The following is an 18,773-nucleotide window of genomic DNA, read 5'->3' on the forward strand; positions in this document are numbered from 1 at the left end:
GCTTCGGCCACATCGTCCGTAGACGGAGGGTGTGGGTGTGGCCCCCGGTCGTACCGGGGGCCACAAAGTTCGCCCTTCACCAGCGGCAGCCGGCATGCAATGATCGTCGGGCCTTCGGGGGGAGGCGGGGGAAGAACCGTGCGTGGGGAGCGCACGTATCCAGGCGGTGCACCGACCAACGCACCTTCCTGCAAGACCATCACGCAGCCATGCGGCACATCTCGATGCCTGCGGTCCGCAGCGTCGCCCTTTGCGTACTTCCTCCTGGGCTGACCCATACGTCGAGCAGACAGGCTACGAAGTGCGAAGAGCCCTGCCCGGACGACGGCGCGTCAGACGCGTCGGACCGGCGAAGAGAATGATGTCAGGCATCATCCTGGCAACCACGGCCGCCCTCTTGGGCGGCCTCGTGACGGCAGTCCCGGCGGCCGCCGAGGAGCCGAACGACCACCCCACGGACCCATGGCTGCGAAGCAATCGCATCAGCCTCGGCTTCGACGCGCGCGAGGAGCGTTGCCAGGCGGCCCGCTACATCAGCTTCGGCGGCAGCGAGATGAAGGCCACCGCGTCGAAGGCCCTCGCAGGCACCGACGCGGACGTGGCCACAGCACTCACGGACACCGTGGCCGGCTGGGCGCCGGTGAAGCAGGCGCACGACCGCGACCAGGCCGCCGACTCGGCCTACGGCGCGAAATACCAGGCGCGCTACCAAAACCTCAATGCCGACAACAAGCCCTACGCTTCGGCCAATTCGTCCGGCGGGCGTGAATACTTTGCCCCGGAATTCGCCGCCGGTGTCCTCACCCTGCTCGGCGGGGTGCAGCGCGACATCTACCCCAAGGCATGGGGGGATCCCGTTCCCCGAGCGGGCAACGAGGCGATGACCAAGGCCGTCCAGCTCTTCGGGAGTCTGCCGACTCCGGAGGACAACTGGGAGAGCAGCTACCAGTCCTACGCCGGCAGCGAGCTGCTCGGCCCGGGGCACAACGGTGGCAGCGGCGCGGGCTCCGCCAACGACGTGGCGAACTTCCTGCGCTTCGGCGGGTTCCCCAAGAAGGCCCCTGAGCCGGACTCGATGGAGTTCCGTTCCGAGGTCGAGCTGCTCAAGATGGCCTGGGCCGGCTGCGACAGCGCCAACCCCATCGACTTCCATCGTGTGCTGTCCGGGGCGGTGCTCCAGGCCCACATGGAGTGGGAGAGCGAGTACGCGGCACAGGCCAAGCCGCGTGCCGACATCGTGGCGGCCGAGATCAAGGCGTCGAAGGAAGTCCGTACGGCCACCGCCGCCATGGTGGAAGCCGTCAACCAGGCCTGGCGCGCCGACCAGATCCTCTACTGGCAGAAGTACTGGGCGGCACGGCCCGACAGCATCCTCCGGCCCAAGCCTGCGGAGTTCACGAAGGCGACCGCCGACCTCGCGGCGGCTCGCAAGGCCGCAGCGGCTCAGGTGCCGGTCGCTGACAAGGCATCTGCCGCGGCCAAGGTCGCCGCAGATGCTGCCACCACCGCCCAGAACGCCGGGTACGCCCTCGCAGATGCCGCGAAGGCGCCCCGCGGACGCGGCCTGCTGTACGCGCAACAGTCAGCCCAGGTGGCGAAGGCATCCGCCGCCGCCGCGTCGGCCGCGGCGAAGGCAGCCCTGACGGCGTCCCAAGCCGCCAAGGCGACCGTCGCCGACAGCGGTGCGCTCTACTCGCTGAGCAAGACGCAGGCACACGCCATCTCCACAGAGTTCCGCAAGGCTGCCGCCCTGGAGGCCGCCGCCCAGGCGAAGGCCGCCGCCACGGCCGCCGACACCCAGGCCAAGGAAGCCGCCGCCAACGCCACCAAGGCGAAGAACGCGCAGGCGACCGCCGAAGCGGCGGAGCAGACCGCGAAGGCGGGCGCGGCCGAGGCGAAGAAGCAGCGCGGCATCGCGGAGGCCGAGAAGGCCACCGCGGCCCGGGAGCACTCCAACGCCACCCGTGAGCGGGAGAAGGCCGCAGCTGCCGAGCAGCGCGCTCAGGCCGAGCGCGAAGCAGCCGGGCGCGCGCGTGGCTCCGCCGAGTTGAGCGGTGCCACCGCCGCCGAGCAGCGCGAGGCCGCCGAAGTCGCCGAGGCGCGGGCCACGCTCGCCCGGGCCAACGCCGAGGCAGCCGAGCGGAACAAGAACGCGACGGCCTCGCGTGCGTCGGCGCTCGAAGCCGCCGCCGCGGCGGCGGACGGCACCAGCAGTGCCGCCGAAGCGCGCCAAGCCGCAACCGCGGCCCGCGGTGCCGCCAACGACGCGTCCGGCGCGGCCGGGCGGGCTCGCGCCGCCGCGAACGACGCCTCCACGGCAGCGATCAACGCCCGCGCCGCCGCCACCCGCGCGGACGCCGCTGCGTCACGTTCACGGGCAGCGGCCGACCGTGCGTGGTCTGCCTACCTCACCACCAGCGCAGCAGCGGCCACCGCTCACGCCGCCGCGGCCGAGGCCATCGACGCGGCGACCGCCGCCAAGGCCAACGCCCGCAACGCCGAGAGCGAGGCCAAGAAGGCACAGGCCGCAGCCATCAAGGCACGTCAGGAGGCGGATGCGGCAAAGGCTGAGGCAGCCAAGACCGCGGCATGGGCGGCCAAGACCGCCGGCTTCGCGCACGCCGCCGGCCAGGCAGCTGCAGGCGCCCGGGACGCCGCGCGTGCGGTGACCCTCGCCGCGAACGAGGCCGTTGCCGTGGGCAGTCCCTACCGGGAGACCGACACCTCGGCCGCCTTCGCGGTGCTGGTGGGGCAGACCTCCAAGACCCTGGCCGAGCAGCAGGCCGCCGCCGCCCAGGCCAAGGCCAATGAGGCGTCGAAGGCCGCGGCGGAGGCCAAGGCACTCGCGGACAAGGCAGCCGGCGACGCCAAGATCGCGGCACAGGCAGCCGCTGCTGCCGCTGCGGACGCGGCCAAGGCCCTGCAGTCCGTCGCTGCGGCCCGTGCGTCGGCCGCGGAGGCGGCCAAGGCGGCGGAAGCGGCCAAGAAGGCCGACGCCAACGCTCAGAAGTACGACGCGGAGGCCGGAGCCCACGCCATGTACGCGTCGTTCGCCGCGAACGACGCCGAGTCGGAGGCCGCTGCCGCCGACGGTGAGGCGACGGAGGCCGAACGCGACGCCGGCAGCGCGCGAACCGCGGCCACGGCCGCGGAGAAGGACGCCGAAAGCGCCCAGGGCACCGCCACCCAGGCGGACAAGGACGCCACTGCCGCGGAGGGTGCCGCCACCCGCGCGGTGGAGAGCGCCACGGAGGCGGACAAGGCGGCCGACCGTGCCGAGGCTGCCGAGCGCGAGGAGGAAAGGCAGGCGATCAAGGAACGCCTGGAGGCCAACGGCGGTGACACCGGAGCGGACCTCACACAGGACGAGGAAGCCCTGCTGCTCAGGGAGTGCGGCCAGGAGTGCGTCGAAGCTTTCCGTGCGGCCAAGGCATTGGCCGGACAGGGCATCCTGGACTGGCTGAAGGTCAACGGCGGCGAGATCCTACTGGAGGAGATCGGCTATCGGGACCTGGAGCGCTGCTTCACCGAAGGCGATATCGAAAGCTGCCTGTGGACGCTGGCCAAGGCCGTGCCCGCCGCCAAGGCGTGGTCGGTCGGCAAAGCGATCGTCCGGGTGGCCAGTGGCATCGGCGGCTTCCTGGAGAAGTCCGTCACCGCCAAGCGGACGCTGGACAAGTTCCGCAAGATCATCGACGACGCCGAGCAGGGCAAGGGCCGCGCCTGCCCGGTGAAGCCCAAGCCGGCGGCGGTGCGTACTGCTTCGTTCGCCGCTCCGGCTCTGGCCGCGACGGCTCGCTCGGCCGCAGCCTCCGAGTACCCGGGCGTGGGCACCATCGTCAACGAGGGCGGCGTCACCATCCAGATCTACTCCAACGACCACGCTCCGCCGCACGCGCACGTCAAGGGCGGTAAGGGCAAGGAGGTGAGGATCGGCCAGAACGGCAAGCCGCTGGCGGGCGACGGAGAACTGTCCCGCTTGCAGAAAGCCGTGGTCGACAACAACCTCCGTACCATCAGGGAGAACATCCGCGTCGCCATGGAAAGGTTCAAGGCCAATGAGCGATGCTGAGCTCCCTCCCGAGCTCCCTCCTGAGCTGCGGGACGCCCTGCGGAGGGTGGCTGAGCACCTCGGCAGGCCCCTCTCCCACGCCCCCGACGGCCACGCACGCTGGGAGCTGTACCGCGCCGCGCTCGGATCTGACACGGTCCGCCCCGCCCTGCTGGAAGCCGTCGCGGCCGAACCGGACGGTGCACTCGCCTCGGGCGTCGTGGGGGAGGCTCTGGAACGGCTCCCCCGCGCCGAGCGGGACACCTGGGTCCAAGCTCTCGCGCCCGACGTCCGTGCGTTCTGCGAACGCCGGGCCGGGGAACTGGCCACCCTGGAGGACCTCCGGTCCGGAGCACTTGCCCCGGGCCGGGTTCCGGAGCTGATCGACACCTGGAGCGACTGGCTCCAGCTCCGCATCATCACAGAGGCACCCGACGAGACGGCGCTGCGGGCCCTGGCCACAACCGGTCGCACCAAGCGGATCCGGCGCACGGCCACCGAAGCGCTCGGCTGACGGACCTCGTGGCGCCTCCATGAACGGAGGCTCCAAGCCGGTTGCACCGCACCGCGCCGCATGGCACCTGGGCCGCACCGTCCGTACCCGGACGGTGCGGCCCACTGGTGTACCGGCGGTCGATCATCCTTTCGCCGGCAGCGACCGGCGAGGCTCGCCGGGTCTTCGAGGACCCGCGGCGGCACCTTCGACCGGGACGAGGGCACGTACACGGCGAACGTGGTCGTCTCCGCGTACCCCGAAGGGCGTCACCGCGCCCTGAGCAGAGCGGCTGAGCAGTTCCCCGCCAGGCGTGGCACCAGGGGGCGTCACAGTAAGCGCACGAAGATCCGGCGAACCTCGAGACCCTCGGTGGGCGTGTGCCAGGATGGTTCGACCGGTTCGGTCCGGGGAGCTCGGGGCCGGACCGAACGCAATGTGCACCAAGGGGGAGTGGATGTACCGCAGTTTGGCCGGCCGGCGTACCCGCACAGCCGCGGGTCTGGCCGCCGCGGGGGCGGTGCTGCTGATCGCGGGCTGTTCCTCCGACGGCAACGGCGGTGAGGACAAGAAGCCCGTCGTCGGTCAGCAGCCCAAGGGGGAGGATCCCTACTGGGTCAACCCGGACGGGAAGGCGGCGAAGCAGGTCGCCGCCTACCGCGACGCGGGCGACACAAAGAACGCCGAACTCATCAAGAAGATCGCCGAGCAGCCCGTCGGCGAATGGATCGGCCCCGACAATCCGGAGGCGGAGGCCAAGGGCTTCACCGAGGCGGCCGCCGAGGCCGACCGTGACGCCCTCCTCGTGCTCTACAACATCCCGCACCGCGACTGCGGCCAGTTCTCCAAGGGCGGCGCGGCCGACGGCAACGCCTACCGGGCCTGGGTCGACAGCGTCGCCAAGGGCATCGGCGACCGGCGCGCCACGGTCATCCTGGAACCGGACGCGGTGCTGCACCTGGTGGACAACTGCACGCCGCAGGAGTTCCACGAGGAGCGGTACGACCTCCTCAAGGGCGCCGTCGAGCGGTTGAAGCAGCAGCCCGCCACCAAGGTGTACCTGGACGCAGGCAACGCCGGCTGGTCCGACCCCGACGCGCTGCACGAGCCGTTGAAGCGGGCGGGCATCGAGCGGGCCGACGGTTTCGCGGTGAACGTCTCCAACTTCTATCCGACCGACGCGAGCACGCAGTTCGGCAGGACCCTCTCGGGGAAGACCGGCGGCAAGCACTTCGTCATCGACACCAGCCGCAACGGCAACGGCCCCTACACCGAGGGCGATCCGGCGGAGAACTGGTGCAACCCGCCCGGCCGTGCGCTGGGCGAGCCGCCGACCACCAGAACCGGCGACCCGCTGGTCGACGCCTACCTGTGGGTCAAGCGTCCCGGTGAGTCCGACGGCGACTGCAAGGGCGGCCCGAAAGCGGGCGAATGGTGGCCCGAGTACGCGCTCGGTCTCGCCCGGAACACCAAGTAGCGGCCACAGGGAAGGGCACGGCAGCCGGGACGCGCTGCCGTGCCCTTCTCCCGCACGAGCCCTACGGGACCTCCACCCACACCGCCTCGGACGGTGTGCCGGCCTCGTCCGTCACGAAGAACATGTAGTGGCCCGACGGGACCAGCGCCCGGTTCTCGGGCACCGTGACCTCCACGCCGTTCGCCGTCTTCTTCATCTCCAGCGCGATGGAGCGCTGGTCGACGTCGGTGACATGGGTGACCGCGCTCGGCCGCATGAGCTTCGCCGTCTTCAGGGCCTTCTCGCTCTTGACCTCGAACGTGCCCTTCTCGCCGCGCTCGACGGTCTTCGGGCCGCCGGTCACCTCGGGCTTGCTGTCCCGGTAGAGGTAGGGCGGGGTGTAGATCTCGATGCGCTGCTCGAAGACGCCCGGCCGGGTGTTGGCCGCGTCGGAGTAGAGCGAGTCGGAACCGAAGATCATGACCCGTCCGTCGGGCAGCACCACCGACCCCGAGTGGTAATTGCGCCCCACCCGCGGGTCGGCGACGCGCTTGTAGGTCTGGGTCTTCGGGTCGTACGTGCGGGCCTGGAGCACATTGGAGCCGCCGCGCCCGCGGTAGTCCTCCGAGCCGCCGGTGACCAGGACTGAGTCGTCGGGCATGAGCGAGGCGCTCGGGTAGCGGGTGCCCTTGTCCAGCGAGGGGCCGTCCTTGAAGCGGGGGGCGTCGGCCTTGAGGTCGACCAGCCGGGACTTCTCGCTCGACTTCTCGGACTCGCCGACCCCGCCGCCGCCGATGACCATGAACTTCTGGTCCTGGGCGGGCGGCAGCATGACCGTCGCCGAGGTCTCCATCCGGTCGGGGTCGGACAGGCCGGGGATCTTGGTGAACTTGTTGGTGTCGAGGTCCCAGACGCCGGGGTCGCGGCCGATGTCGGCCGGCCCGTACCCGGCGTTGGAGCCGGAGTAGAAGAGCTTGCCGTTGTCCATCAGGAAGATCGCCGGGTAGGTGGGAAACTTCCTGATGATCCCGGTGTACTCCCAGGTCTTGGTCTTCGGGTCGTAGATCTCGTCCTTGCCGGGGACGATCTGCCCGATCTCGTCGAGGCCGGAGAGCGAGAGGACTCGGCCGTCCTCGAGGGTGGTCAGCGTCGGGTACCAGCGGGCCTCGTTCATGGGGTCGACGGGGATGTACTTCTCCGCGACCGGATCGAACTCGTAGGCATCCTTGATGCCCTGGAAGTCCTTCTTGTCGAGGGCGAGCTTCTGGGCGATGCCGTAGACGTTGCGGCTGTCCGAGCCCTTCATGCCCTGGACCCGGTAGTTGTCCTCGGTGCCGGTCTCGTACTGCTTGCCGGACTGTTCGGCCTCGACGTAGATGCGGCCGAGTCCCGCCTCCGTGCGCAGGAAGGCTCCGGTCCTCGGGTCGAAGACCTTCTTCGCCTTCTCCACCAGGACCGGGTCCTTGGAGACAAACGTCCTGCCGTTCTTCTTGCCCGTGAACTTGGTGCCCGCGGGGAGCGTCTTGGGCGCGTCAGGATCCTCGTTGTGGACGATCATCAGGCCGCCGGCCTTGGTGACGTCGCCCTCGAGCTTCTCGTAGCGCTTGGTGCCGCCCGCGACCAGCAGCTTGCCGTCGGGCAACTGGGTGTGCCCGGCGCAGAACATGTCCTTCGGGGTGGGGATCTTCTTGAAGTCGTTCGTCTTCGGATCCCACAGCACCGACTCGAATTTCTTCGCGTCGAAGTTCTTCTGGTTGTTGCCGGACCCGGCGATCAGCAGCACCTTGCCGGTGTGCAGCAGCGCCGCGTGAATGGTGTTGATCTTGAACTCGGACGGGACCTCGAGGAAGTCCCAGTGGCCGTTCTCCGCTTTGTACTCGGGCTTGTTGATCGTGTAGTCGTGGTACTTCTCCGACCCGAAGCGCCAGATGGCGGGGCCGTTGAACCCGGCGACCACCACGATCACCGCGGCGCCGACGGCTATTCGGCGGGCGCGGTTCCTGCGGTGGTTCGGCCGCGCGGGCATCGTGCTCATTTCTTACGTCCCCCAAGGGCGATCTGCATGGTCTGATCCGTGGCTGCGTCGGTGGCCGCGAAGGGGGGCCGCTGCTGCGGCACCTGGGTGCCGCCGGAGCCGGTCCCGGCGGACGGCCCGCCGCCCGCATGACGTCGCCTGCGCTTCTTCTTCTCCGCGGCCATGCCGTGCCGCCAGGCGAAAATGGGCGCCGCCGTGATCAGCAGGGCCAGTGAGGCCCAGGTGATCATCGCCGGATGGTCGTGCCCGAAGTAGAACGAGGAGCCGAGCGAACCACCGAACACGGCAATGAAGAACAGGTGGATGCGGAACGTCCCGAACAGGGTGTCGGGGCTGGACGAGTCGCCCTTGGGGGTCACCACGAACTTGCTCTTGCGCCGCAGCACGGCGTCCATCAGCGAACGGGCGTAGATCGGCGCGGACAGAGCCGACATCACCATGCCGGCGAGGCCGCCGGATCCCTCGGGCTCGTGCGGCGAGACGTTGTGCCGGCGGTTCCAGATGTAGAGGCCGATCTGGAGGGCGGAGGCGTTGCCGTAGAGCATCATCCAGATGGCCGGGTCGATCTGCACACCGGAGGCGCCCATGCCCAGGAACAGGGCGCAGCTCAGGGCCGCGAGGATCCAGTTGAGGGCCGACATCGGATAGAAGATGATCATCATCGTGTAGTTGAAGAGCTTGCCGGCGGGCAGCGTGCCGAAGCCCTTCCAGTACTGCTTGAGGATCGTCTCGTACGTGCCCCTCGACCAGCGCAGCTGCTGGGTGAAGAAGTCGGTCCAGGCGGACGGCCCCTCGCCGACGGCCAGCACGTCGGGGGTGTAGACGGAGCGCCACTTGTTGCCGGTGGCCGGGTTCTTGGCGCGGTGCATCTCGAAGCCCGTGGCCATGTCCTCGGTGATCGAGTCGTACAGCCCGCCGATCTGCTTGATCGCCTTGATGCGTACGGCGTTGGAGGTGCCGACGAACATGGGCGCGCCGTACCGGTTGCCCGCGCGCTGGATCAGCGCGTGGAAGAGGAACTGCTGGGACTCGGCCGCCTTGGTGACGAACGTGTCGTAGTTGCCGTACACCTGCGGGCCGATGACAAAGCCGACGTCCGGGTCGCGGAAGTAGCCGAGCATCCGCTCCAGGTAGTTGGGCATCGGGACATGGTCGGTGTCGACGGAGGCGAAGAAGTCGTAGTTGCCGCCGTGCGCCTCGAGCCAGGCGTTGTAGTTGCCGTGCTTGGTCTTGGCCCGGTGCGCGCCCTTCTCCCGGTTCCACTTCGCGACGCCCTTACGGGAGAAGTGGTGGACGCCGAGACGGGCGCAGACCTCCTTGACCGCCGGGTCGTCGCCCTCGTCGAGCAGCCAGACGTGCATCAGCCCCCGGTGGCGGATCTTCACCGCCGCCTCGAGCGTCTTCGTCACCATCTCCAGGGGCTCCTTGCCCGGCACGAAGGAGGTGAGGAAGGCGACGCGGGTACCGGACTCGGGCACCACGGGCACGGGGTCGCGTGCCACCAGCGTCGCGTGGGCATTGGACAGCACGTTCATCGTCCGGAACAGCTCGATCAGGCCGATCGAGACGAGCATGACGATGTCGAGGGCGAGCAGCAGGTCGTTCTGCAGGTTGGGGTCGCGCTCGGTCCAGTGCTGCGGCTGCATCAGCCAGGCGAACAGTCCCAGCGACACCAGCGGTGCTGCGCCGAGCAGCAGCGCCGCGCGTATGCGGTGCGGCTCCTGCGAGATCAGCGAGCGGTACTGCACCTTGTACGGCTTGGTCGGGTCCGGCTGGGTCAGGGGGCCCGCGAGCCGGCTGTAGTGCTCGTAGTCGTAACGCGGCAGCGTCACCTTCTTGGGCCGCAGCCGCGCCGTGGCGGCGCGCAGGTGCGCGGGCACCCGGAGCTGTGTGGTCCGCGAAGGGTCGTTCGGCTGCCCGGCGCCGTCCGGCGTCGACATCATGTTTCATCCCCCCGCACGCGTGGTTGGCACGTGCAATGGTCGGTCGTGTCACCCCCGGGCCCGCATGGTCCCCTGTTACCTGCGATCCCGGGCGCGTCAATGGTGGCTGGTCACCGTCCCTACAGACATGAGACGGTCACCTGTCGGTTGCATGATGCCGGTCGCGCGTTCGGTCCGTGAATGGGCCCCCGGCCCTCGGCCCCGGCAGCGGGAACGTCCCGCCGAACCGCCCCCCAACTGCACAAAACGGGCGCCCACTTGGGGTCACCGGCTCCAGCATAGGTTCTCGGAGCCCCGTCATGATCGCAAGGTCGATACGGGCCGGTAAGTAGCTGTACGCACGCATTGGGGCGGCCTTGGGTCGGGGGTTTCCGGCCGGTAGGTCGTGGCTGGAAACGATCGATTATGCCGCTGTGCATACGACAGAAGCCCCCTCGTCCGTGACGAGAGGGCTTCTGCTCTGCGTGCGCCGCCAGGGACTCGAACCCCGGACCCGCTGATTAAGAGTCAGCTGCTCTAACCAACTGAGCTAGCGGCGCCTGCTGACCCGGAAAGTTTACCGGACGGTCGGTGGTGCTCCGCGCCACCGCCGCGCGACCGCCCCGCCGTGTGACGCCCGACGCGCGCAACGACTGTCGGGTCATCATTTTTTACCTTTCGTCAGTCAAAATGCGTTATGTCCATACAGTGGGGACGGTGGTGCCCGTGAAACATCGTCAGAGGATCTCGCCGAGCGCGGAGGGGACGCGTATGGCTGCCGTACCGGCCTTCGAGGAGTTCGAGCCTGCCGACGACTGCGACTGCGCCGGGTGCGCACACCGGCGCCGTGCCCTCGCAGCCGGGGAACACCCGTCGGCGCGGGGCTGTCGCAGAGCGCTGGTCCTGGTCACCGCGGCAGGCGTCGTGCTGGGCGCCGGCGGGACGAGCGCCGCGGCGAAGATCGCTTCCCCGCCCGCCGCCCGTACCGGCGGAACGTCCTCGACACCGGAGCCGCCGAGCGAGCAGGGGACCACCTCGCCGCTGCACGGTTCGTCCGGGAAACCGACCACCGGCAAGACATCGCTGCGCGCCGTCACTCGCGCCGAGATCGTCAACCGTGCCAAGAAGTGGGTGACCGCCAAGGTGCCCTACAGCATGTCGGAGTACTGGACCGACGGATACCGCCAGGACTGCTCCGGCTATGTGTCGATGGCCTGGAACCTGGCGAAGAACGAATGGACGGGAAGCCTCGCGCAGTTCGGAGAGCGGATCTCCCGCGAGGATCTGCAGGCCGGCGACATCCTGCTCTTCCACAACCCGGCCGACCCCGGGGGCGGGTCGCACGTCACGATCTTCGGCGGCTGGACCGACTACACGCACGCCTACTACACCGCCTACGAGCAGGCCAAGCCGCACACCCGTAAACAGGCCACGCCCATGGCCTACTGGAACCATTCCGCCTCCTACGTCGCCTACCGCTACAAGGGCCTGGTCACCAGCACCGGCAAGGCCGCTGCCTTCCCGGGCGCGTCGGCCTTGGGCTCCGGCGCGAAGACCAAGTCCGTCACCCGTCTGCGCGAGATGCTCCAGGCGCGCGGCGCCAAGCGCTTCTACACCGGCGCGTCGGGCACCCGCTGGACCGACGCGGACCGGCGCGCCACCAAGGCCTTCCAGGCCGCTCAGGGCTGGCGCGGCAAGGAGGCGGACGGTCTGCCGGGGCCGCACACCTGGCGGCTGCTGGTGAACAAGAAGGGCAAGGACATCCCGGCCGCCGGCGCGGCAGGTCCGAAGAAGCCGAGGACCAAGGCGCCGTCCTTCCCCGGGCGCGGTCATTTCAGACCCGGCCAGTCCAACACCCACGTCACCGTGCTGGGCAAGCAGCTGGTCGAGCGCGGATACGGCACGTACTACACGGTCGGCCCGAGCCCTCGCTGGCGCGAGGCCGACCGGCGCAACCTCGAGGCGTTCCAGCGGGCCCAGGGCTGGCGAGGCAAGGAGGCCGACGGCTCTCCCGGCCCGGAGACCTGGCGGCGCCTCTTCTCCTGACACCGGCAGGGCGGCGCCTCTTCCCGATACGGGCCGCGTCTCGACACCGGTCGGGCCGGCTCCCCGACAGACACGACGACAGACAGAGCGACCAGCTAAGGCGGCAGGCATGAACACCACGACGTCGGAGCCGGACGGCACCGTGCCGTCCGACACCCCGCGGCGCAACTTTGTCATCGCGAGCGAGACGACGACCGAGATCCCGGTGCACCTGCTCTTCCGGGACGACACGGGGGGCCCCCACGCCCTGCGCCCCGCCGTGGTGGCCCGGCGACAGGGCACGGGTGAGCAGCCGAAGGTCGGCCGCCACGAGGCGCCCGTCCCCCCGAAGTCCTCCGCCCGGTCCGCGCCGCCGGTCGACCCCGAGCTCGCCGAGCGGCCGGGGCCCGCGTTGTCCGGCTGGACCGCGCTGGTGGCGGGCGCCTGCTCGCTCGCGGGGATCGGTGCGGTGCTCTGGGGGACCGGGGCCGTGCCGGACGCTTTCGCGGCGCTGTTCGGGCTGACCCCGCCGGCGTACCGGGGCATTGGTATCTGGCTGTGGTGCCTGCTCGCGCTCGGGGTGGTCCTCGCGCTCTTCGCCCTCGGCGGTCTGGTGCGCGGTCAGGTCGGACAGGCGTGGGTGCTCACCCTCTGCGGCGACTACCGGGGCACCGTGCGCCGCACCGGTCTGGTGTGGGTGAGCCCGCTGGTGCTGCGCCGGCGCGTCGATGTACGGATCCGGCACTGGCGCAGTGAACCGATGGCGGCGGTCGACGCCGAGGGTACGGCGCTGCGGGTGGTGGTGCTGGTGGTGTGGCGGGTGAACGACACGGTCCGTGCGGCACTCGGCGTCGCGAACCACGAGTCGTATCTGCGCAAGCAGGTGGAGGCGGCGACCACCCGCGTCGCCTCGCAGCTGCCGGCCGACGCGTTCCTCCCGTCGGTCCCGACGCTGCGCAACGCGGAGTCGGTCGGGAACGCCCTGACGAAGACGCTCGCCGCGGAGTGCGCCGCCGTGGGGATCGAGGTCTTCTCAGCCCAGCCCGTGACCATCGAGTACGCGCCCGAGGTGGCGGCCGCCATGCAGCGGCGGCGGGTGGCGGCGATCGACGCCAAGCACCGGGACAGCGTGCTGACTTCGGTCGTGGACGCGGTGGACGAGACGGTGAGCCGGCTGACCGCGCGCGGTCTGGTCGAGCTGGACGACTACGAGCGCAGGGTGCTGGTGAAGGACCTGACCGTTGCCTTCTACACGGGTCGGGCCGGTGCCGTCGAGGCTCCGTGATTGGTCTGGACAAGGTGAAGAGCCGTCAATACATTGGAGCTTGGTCTAGACCGGAAGATGCCCTACCGCACGCGTGCAGCAAGTGCCTCGGAACTCCCCCACGTTCTCACTGGAGCCAAGCATGCGAAACAAGATAGGCGCGGCCGTGGTCGGCCTCGCCGTGACGGGGGCGACTCTGCTCGCCACCGGCAGCGCGAGCAGCCACGGCTACACCGACTCACCGATCAGTCGTCAGAAGCTGTGCAACAACCAGACGGTGAGCAACTGCGGCCAGATCCAATGGGAGCCGCAGAGCGTCGAGGGCCCGAAGGGCTTCCCGGCCGTGGGCCCCGCCGACGGAAAGATCTGCGCCGGTGGCAACGGCCAGTTCGCCCCGCTCGACGACCCGCGCGGCGGCGCATGGCCCGCCACCCGGGTCGGCTCGGGCCAGAGCTACACCTTCCGCTGGCAGTTCACCGCCAGGCACCGCACCACCGACTTCAAGTACTACATCACCAAGCCCGGCTGGAACCCCAACCAGCCGCTGACCAGGGCGGCGCTGGAGTCGCAGCCGTTCCTCACCATCCCCTACGGCGGCCAGCAGCCGCCGGCCACGCTGTCCCACTCCGGCAACCTTCCCCAGCGGTCGGGCCGCCATCTGATCCTGGCGGTGTGGACGGTGCACGACACGGCGAACGCGTTCTACGCCTGTTCCGACGTGCAGTTCTGAGACCGGTCACGGACGCGGCGACCCCTTCCGCCTGGGGTCGCCGCGGTCGTGTGCCCGTTTCCTTCGCGTTCCTTCGCGTTTGATCACCAAACGCGGGCGCACCTGGCAGGATCATCGGATGACCGTTGAACGATCCCTCCGCGATCCGGAGGACCGCCCGCAGTCATGCTGATCGATCTGGAGAAAACCGAACAACTTTCCGGCGGCCTGTGCCTCGCCCACGCTCGCACCCCCATCGGCCCGGTGGTCGCCCGCTGGTGCGGCGACCCCGACGCGTTGCCCGGCCCGTACGACGCCGAGTGGACGGTCGACGAGGACGTGATCTGGCTCGGCAACACACACCCCGCCCCGGACCGGACCTACCTGCTCTCCCCGCACCCGGACGGTGTGCTGCTGCGCGGCCGGCTCGACGAGATCGCGCGCGCGGCCGCGATCCTGGACCTTGCCGGGACGCGGATCCTGCTGGACCTGGCCGACCCGCTGCCCGAGGGGATCCTCGGGACGTGGGTCGACGTGCTCGCCGAGCGGGAGAAGGTCGCCCTGTATCCGTACGAGCTGTGAAATCCGTACGAGCCGTGCATGGCCGGACCCGGAAAACCCTGTGGGGCTTCTCGGTGAACCGGGAAGCCCCACAGGGTTGGTTGTGCGCCGCCAGGGACTCGAACCCCGGACCCGCTGATTAAGAGTCAGCTGCTCTAACCAACTGAGCTAGCGGCGCCTCTTTTGTCTGCCGCTCGGCGGCTGACACGTAAATAGTACCTGGTCCGAAGGGGTGCTTCGGACCAGGTACCGGGAGCCTCGGGAGAGCTGCGGGCAGCCCCTAGATCGCCAGGGAGAGCACCACCGGAGCCGCCCTGCGGTTCAGGGTGTCGGCCGCCGAGCGGAGCCGGTGGGCGTGCTCGACCGGGAGGGACAGTGCCAGGCAGCCCACCGCGGCGCCGGCCGTCAGCGGCACGGCCGCGCAGACCGTGCCCACCGCGTACTCCTGGAGATCCAGCACGGGGACGGTCGGCGGCTGGCTGTCCAGCTTGGAGAAGAGCAGTCGCTCGCTGGTGATCGTCCGCGAGGTGAGGCGGGCGATCTTGTGACGGGAGAGGTGGTCGCGGCGGCCGTTCACATCGAGCTGGGTCAGCAGGCACTTGCCGACCGCGCTCGCGTGGGCCGCGGAGCGGAAGTCCACCCACTCGTTGACCTTCGGCGCGCGCGGGCCGTCGGCGAACTGGGTGATCTTGACCTCGCCGTCGATGTACCGGCTGATGTAGACGGCGGCGCCCACCGAGTCACGGAGCTCGGTGAGGGTGTCCTGGAGCTTCGCCTCCAGTGCCTCCTGGCGCGTCGCGCCCGAGCCGAGAAGGATCAGTGAGTCACCGATCACATAGGCGCCGTCAGAGACCTGCTCGACGTAGCCCTCGCGGCGCAGCATCGCCAGCATGGGGGCGAGATGACCGGTCGGCAGACCGGTCTCCCGTGCGATCTGGACGTCGGTGACACCGCCACCGTGCTTGGAGATCGTCTCCAGGACGCGCAAGACGTATTGCACCGAGTGGAACGGCGCGGTCGGCTCGGGCTTCAGCGCCACGGTTTCCCCCTAGCAGGTTGTTACCGCAAGCTTCCGTACCACGATAGCGGTCAAGGGCCGTTTGGGGGGCTGCCGTTGGCGTAAATGATGCGGCGCCCCAGCGTCGTACGCTGGGGCGCATCGCATTGGCATATGCCAGTGGCAGACTTGTCGGGCGGAACGAGAGGTCAGAGCACCGCGCCGAGGAACTCGCGCGTACGTTCGTGCTCCGGATCCGAGAAGATTTTCTCCGGCGAACCGGACTCGATCACCTTCCCGGCGTCGAACATCAGCACGTCGTCCGAGATGTCACGGGCGAAATTCATCTCGTGTGTCACACAGAGCATGGTGATGTCCGTGGTGCGTGCGATGTCCCGCAGCAGGTCCAGCACGCCGGCGACGAGTTCGGGGTCGAGTGCCGACGTCACCTCGTCCAGCAGCAGCACCTGCGGCCGCATCGCCAGCGCCCGTGCGATCGCCACCCGCTGCTGCTGGCCGCCGGACAGCTGCGTCGGCTTCGCGTCGCAGCGGTCGGCCAGGCCCACCAGATCGAGGAGCTCCTTGGCGCGGTGTTCCGCCTCGTCCTTGGAGAGGCCGAGCACCCGCACCGGCGCCTCCGTGAGGTTGCGCAGCACGGACATGTTGGGGAACAGGTTGAACTGCTGGAAGACCATGCCGATCTTCTTGCGCGCCTCGCGGCGCTCCTTCTCCGCGGCCGGAAACAGCCGGTTGCCGTTCACCTGTATCGAGCCCTCGTCGGGACTCTCCAGCGTCATCATCAACCGCAGGATCGTGGTCTTGCCGGAGCCGGACGGGCCGATCAGCGTGACGTGCTTGCCCGGGCGGACCGTGAAGCAGAGGTCGTCGAGGACCGTGTTGTCGCCGAATCTCTTGGTGACGTTGTCGAACCGGATCAGTACGTCGTCGGCGTCGCGGGGGGTCGGGATCGTGAGGTCAGCGGACAAGGCGGCGCTCCAGGGCTCGTACGAGAAGAGAAGCCGGGTAGGCGATGAGGATGAAGGCGATGCCGATCAGGGTCAGCGGCTCGGTGTACTGGAACGTCGACGCGCTCTCCAGCCGGGACTGCTGCAGCATCTCCAGCACGCCGATCGCGGCGAGCAGCGGAGTGTCCTTGAGCATCGCGATGACGTAGTTGCCGAGCGCCGGGGTGATCCGGCGGATCGCCTGCGGAAGGATCACCGCGATCCAGGTGCGGTGGGCGGGCAGGCTCAGCGCCTTGGCGGCCTCCCACTGGCCGGGTGGCACGGCGTCGATGCCGGCCCGGTAGACCTGCGCTGTGTACGTCGAGTAGTGGAGGCCGATCGCGATCGTGCCGGTGGTCAGGGCGGAGAACTGGATGCCCCACTCCGGCAGCACGAAGTAGAGGAAGAACAGCTGCACCAGCAGCGGGGTCGTGCGGATGAACTCGGTCACGAGGTTCACCGGCCACCGGACGAACCGGGTCGGCGCCCTGAACGCCATCGCCCAGACGAGACCGAGCGTGAACGAGATCAGCGAGCCGAGCACCAGCACCTGCAGCGTGATCAGCACGCCGTCCCAGAAACGCGGCATGAAGTCCGCGATCGCGGACCAGTCCCAGGTCACTTGGAAGCACCCCCCGCCACGGCCGTGCCGGCGAGCTTGTCCTCGGCGCGCTTGGCGAACATGCCGCCGAGCAGAGCGGGCTCCGGCTCGATGCCGATGTTCCGCTTCGTCTTGCGTTCCAGCGCCTTCATGGAACGCGTGAGGACGAACGCGAGCACGAAGTAGATCACCAGGCTGATGGTGTAGATCTGCGCGCTCTCCTGGGTGGCCAGCCGCACCAGATAGGCGGCGAACGAGACGTCACCGACACCGAGCAGCGACACCAGGGCCGTGCCCTTGAGCAGCTCCACCAGCAGATTGCAGAACGACGGGATCATCTCGGGGACCGCCTGCGGCAGCAGGATCAGCCGCATCCGCTGCCAGGGCGTGAAGCTGAGCGCGACGCCCGCCTCGCGCTGGGAGACGGCCACCGAGTTCAGGGCGCCACGGACGATCTCGGCGCCGTACGCACCGTAGGACAGGCCGAGGGCGAGCACAGCGGCCCACATCGGTACGAGCTGCCAGCCCGCGAGGGGCGGCACCACGAAGAACAGCCAGAACATCAGGACCAGCGCCGAGGTGCCGCGGAAGATCTCGGTGTAGAAGCCCGCGAGGAAGCGGACGGCACGCGAGCGGTGGGTGCGGGCGATGCCGACCGTGAAGGCGACGAATGCGGCCAGCGCCGCGCTGTAGACAAGCAGTTGAACGGTGATCCATATACCGGGCAGCACCCAGTTCTGCCAGAGTCCGGCTGTCATCGGCACAGCTCCTCGGCAGTGAGTGTGGTCATCTCGTTCTCCGTGAAGCCGAACGGCTTCAGGATGCGGAAGAGTTCGCCGCTCTTCTTCATCTTGTGGATCTCGACGTTGAAGGCGTCGCGCAGCTCGGTGTCGGTGGGGCGGAAGGCGAAGCCGCCGCCGTCGATCTGCTTCTCGCCGTCGACGATCGCCGCGAACGGATCGGTCGCCTCGGCCTTCGAGCTCTTCTTCACCACCTCGCGGGTGGTCAGCGCGGTGCCCGCGAAGACGTCGACGCGCCCGGACTCGACGGCGTTCAGTCCGGCCACCTGGTCCTGCAGGATGATGATCTCCTTCTCCGGGATGCCGGCGGCGACCGCGTAACCGATCTCCGCGTAGCCCGTTCCGGTGGAGAATTTCGCCTTGGCCTTCACCACGTCCTCGTAGGTGCGCAGATTCTTGGGGTTGCCCTTGCGCACGATGAACGAGTCGAGCATCTGGTACTCGGGGTCGGAGAAGATGACCTGCTCGCACCGTTCCTTGTTGATGTACATCCCCGCGGAGACGACATCGAACTGCTGCGAGTTGAGGCCGGGTATGAGGGACGCGAAGTCCGTCGCGACCGGCTGGATGCTGTCGATGCCGAGCCGTTTGAAGATGACCCGGGCCAGCTCAGGGGCCTCGCCCGTGAACTCGCCCTGGTCGTCGACAAAGCCGTACGGCACTTCGCCGGCGATTCCGAGTCGGACGGTTCCCTGCGTCTTCAACCGGGCAAGCGCATCACCGGAGGAGACGCGACTGCAGCCTGCGGTGCCCGCGACACCGAGCGCCCCGAGGGCCGCCGTGCCGAGCAGCAGACTGCGTCTGCTCATCGATCCTGCTTGTCTTGTACGAGCCATGGGCGCGCGGCTACCCGAG

The 18,773-nt window shown here is 69.1% G+C and carries 14 protein-coding genes and 2 tRNA genes; 7 read left to right on the forward strand and 9 right to left on the reverse strand.

Going from position 1 to position 18,773, the window contains the following annotated elements; all coding sequences use genetic code 11:
* Window positions 1–361 precede the first annotated feature (361 nt).
* From ACIQ7Q_RS12620 to ACIQ7Q_RS12630, 3 genes are all read left to right on the forward strand, one after another.
* Window positions 362–4,072 (forward strand): hypothetical protein, encoded by a 3,711-nt coding sequence (locus ACIQ7Q_RS12620; protein WP_403859454.1) that lies wholly within the window; start codon window positions 362–364, stop codon window positions 4,070–4,072.
* The gene (locus ACIQ7Q_RS12625; RefSeq protein ID WP_403859456.1) at window positions 4,059–4,565 is read left to right on the forward strand and encodes a hypothetical protein; all 507 of its coding nucleotides are present in this window, start codon (window positions 4,059–4,061) and stop codon (window positions 4,563–4,565) included. Before ACIQ7Q_RS12620 ends, ACIQ7Q_RS12625 begins: the two co-directional genes overlap by 14 nt.
* Before the next feature lie 436 nt (window positions 4,566–5,001).
* Window positions 5,002–6,021, forward strand: coding sequence for a glycoside hydrolase family 6 protein (locus tag ACIQ7Q_RS12630; RefSeq protein ID WP_403859457.1), 1,020 nt, complete (start codon window positions 5,002–5,004; stop codon window positions 6,019–6,021).
* Between the two features lie 61 nt (window positions 6,022–6,082).
* On the opposite strand, the gene ACIQ7Q_RS12635 is transcribed toward ACIQ7Q_RS12630, so the two are convergent.
* The 3 genes from ACIQ7Q_RS12635 to ACIQ7Q_RS12645 all read right to left on the reverse strand — a co-directional run bounded on the left by ACIQ7Q_RS12635 (window position 6,083) and on the right by ACIQ7Q_RS12645 (window position 10,517).
* Window positions 6,083–8,035 (reverse strand): galactose oxidase-like domain-containing protein, encoded by a 1,953-nt coding sequence (locus ACIQ7Q_RS12635; protein ID WP_403859459.1) that lies wholly within the window; start codon window positions 8,033–8,035, stop codon window positions 6,083–6,085.
* Window positions 8,032–9,978, reverse strand: coding sequence for a glycosyltransferase family 2 protein (locus ACIQ7Q_RS12640; RefSeq protein WP_403859461.1), 1,947 nt, complete (start codon window positions 9,976–9,978; stop codon window positions 8,032–8,034). Before ACIQ7Q_RS12640 ends, ACIQ7Q_RS12635 begins: the two co-directional genes overlap by 4 nt.
* 465 nt (window positions 9,979–10,443) lie before the next feature.
* Window positions 10,444–10,517, reverse strand: a tRNA-Lys gene (locus tag ACIQ7Q_RS12645).
* A gap of 211 nt (window positions 10,518–10,728) precedes the next feature.
* Between ACIQ7Q_RS12645 and ACIQ7Q_RS12650 the strand changes: the two genes are divergently transcribed.
* From ACIQ7Q_RS12650 to ACIQ7Q_RS12665, 4 genes are all read left to right on the forward strand, one after another.
* Window positions 10,729–12,003, forward strand: coding sequence for a peptidoglycan-binding protein (locus ACIQ7Q_RS12650; protein ID WP_403859463.1), 1,275 nt, complete (start codon window positions 10,729–10,731; stop codon window positions 12,001–12,003).
* Window positions 12,004–12,112: 109 nt separating this feature from the next.
* On the forward strand, window positions 12,113–13,267 hold the full coding sequence (locus ACIQ7Q_RS12655) for an SPFH domain-containing protein (RefSeq protein WP_403859465.1): 1,155 nt from the start codon (window positions 12,113–12,115) through the stop codon (window positions 13,265–13,267).
* A gap of 121 nt (window positions 13,268–13,388) precedes the next feature.
* The gene (locus ACIQ7Q_RS12660) at window positions 13,389–13,976 is read left to right on the forward strand and encodes a lytic polysaccharide monooxygenase (RefSeq protein ID WP_403859467.1); all 588 of its coding nucleotides are present in this window, start codon (window positions 13,389–13,391) and stop codon (window positions 13,974–13,976) included.
* 165 nt (window positions 13,977–14,141) lie between these two features.
* Complete coding sequence (locus ACIQ7Q_RS12665) at window positions 14,142–14,537, forward strand: hypothetical protein (RefSeq protein WP_403859469.1); 396 nt, start codon at window positions 14,142–14,144, stop codon at window positions 14,535–14,537.
* A gap of 83 nt (window positions 14,538–14,620) precedes the next feature.
* Here ACIQ7Q_RS12665 and ACIQ7Q_RS12670 read toward each other — a convergent pair.
* The 6 genes from ACIQ7Q_RS12670 to ehuB form a co-directional block, all read right to left on the reverse strand.
* Window positions 14,621–14,694: transfer RNA gene (locus tag ACIQ7Q_RS12670), tRNA-Lys, on the reverse strand.
* A 102-nt stretch (window positions 14,695–14,796) separates the two neighbouring features.
* The gene (locus ACIQ7Q_RS12675) at window positions 14,797–15,555 is read right to left on the reverse strand and encodes an IclR family transcriptional regulator (RefSeq protein ID WP_403859471.1); all 759 of its coding nucleotides are present in this window, start codon (window positions 15,553–15,555) and stop codon (window positions 14,797–14,799) included.
* 167 nt (window positions 15,556–15,722) lie between these two features.
* The gene (ehuA, locus tag ACIQ7Q_RS12680; protein WP_403859473.1) at window positions 15,723–16,499 is read right to left on the reverse strand and encodes an ectoine/hydroxyectoine ABC transporter ATP-binding protein EhuA; all 777 of its coding nucleotides are present in this window, start codon (window positions 16,497–16,499) and stop codon (window positions 15,723–15,725) included.
* Complete coding sequence (gene ehuD, locus ACIQ7Q_RS12685) at window positions 16,489–17,139, reverse strand: ectoine/hydroxyectoine ABC transporter permease subunit EhuD (RefSeq protein WP_403859475.1); 651 nt, start codon at window positions 17,137–17,139, stop codon at window positions 16,489–16,491. Before ehuD ends, ehuA begins: the two co-directional genes overlap by 11 nt.
* Window positions 17,136–17,876 carry an ectoine/hydroxyectoine ABC transporter permease subunit EhuC gene (ehuC, locus tag ACIQ7Q_RS12690; protein ID WP_403859477.1) on the reverse strand — a complete coding sequence of 247 codons (741 nt, stop codon included), beginning with the start codon at window positions 17,874–17,876 and terminating at the stop codon, window positions 17,136–17,138. The genes ehuD and ehuC overlap by 4 nt, the downstream gene beginning before the upstream one ends.
* Window positions 17,873–18,727 carry an ectoine/hydroxyectoine ABC transporter substrate-binding protein EhuB gene (gene ehuB / locus ACIQ7Q_RS12695; RefSeq protein ID WP_403859479.1) on the reverse strand — a complete coding sequence of 285 codons (855 nt, stop codon included), beginning with the start codon at window positions 18,725–18,727 and terminating at the stop codon, window positions 17,873–17,875. The genes ehuC and ehuB overlap by 4 nt, the downstream gene beginning before the upstream one ends.
* Between the last annotated feature and the right edge of the window lie 46 nt (window positions 18,728–18,773).

Origin of the sequence: Streptomyces sp. NPDC096176 (genome assembly GCF_044763255.1) — a bacterium.
GTDB lineage: Bacteria > Actinomycetota > Actinomycetes > Streptomycetales > Streptomycetaceae > Streptomyces.

What these genes read in the sequence shown, in the direction of transcription:
- ACIQ7Q_RS12620 (WP_403859454.1), top strand. Translation starts at nt 362, where the DNA reads ATGTCAGGCATCATCCTGGCAACCACGGCCGCCCTCTTGGGCGGCCTC.
- ACIQ7Q_RS12625 (WP_403859456.1), top strand. Translation starts at nt 4,059, where the DNA reads ATGAGCGATGCTGAGCTCCCTCCCGAGCTCCCTCCTGAGCTGCGGGAC.
- ACIQ7Q_RS12630 (WP_403859457.1), top strand. Translation starts at nt 5,002, where the DNA reads ATGTACCGCAGTTTGGCCGGCCGGCGTACCCGCACAGCCGCGGGTCTG.
- ACIQ7Q_RS12635 (WP_403859459.1), bottom strand. Translation starts at nt 8,035, where the DNA reads ATGAGCACGATGCCCGCGCGGCCGAACCACCGCAGGAACCGCGCCCGC.
- ACIQ7Q_RS12640 (WP_403859461.1), bottom strand. Translation starts at nt 9,978, where the DNA reads ATGATGTCGACGCCGGACGGCGCCGGGCAGCCGAACGACCCTTCGCGG.
- ACIQ7Q_RS12650 (WP_403859463.1), top strand. Translation starts at nt 10,729, where the DNA reads ATGGCTGCCGTACCGGCCTTCGAGGAGTTCGAGCCTGCCGACGACTGC.
- ACIQ7Q_RS12655 (WP_403859465.1), top strand. Translation starts at nt 12,113, where the DNA reads ATGAACACCACGACGTCGGAGCCGGACGGCACCGTGCCGTCCGACACC.
- ACIQ7Q_RS12660 (WP_403859467.1), top strand. Translation starts at nt 13,389, where the DNA reads ATGCGAAACAAGATAGGCGCGGCCGTGGTCGGCCTCGCCGTGACGGGG.
- ACIQ7Q_RS12665 (WP_403859469.1), top strand. Translation starts at nt 14,142, where the DNA reads ATGCTGATCGATCTGGAGAAAACCGAACAACTTTCCGGCGGCCTGTGC.
- ehuC (WP_403859477.1), bottom strand. Translation starts at nt 17,876, where the DNA reads ATGACAGCCGGACTCTGGCAGAACTGGGTGCTGCCCGGTATATGGATC.
- ehuB (WP_403859479.1), bottom strand. Translation starts at nt 18,727, where the DNA reads ATGAGCAGACGCAGTCTGCTGCTCGGCACGGCGGCCCTCGGGGCGCTC.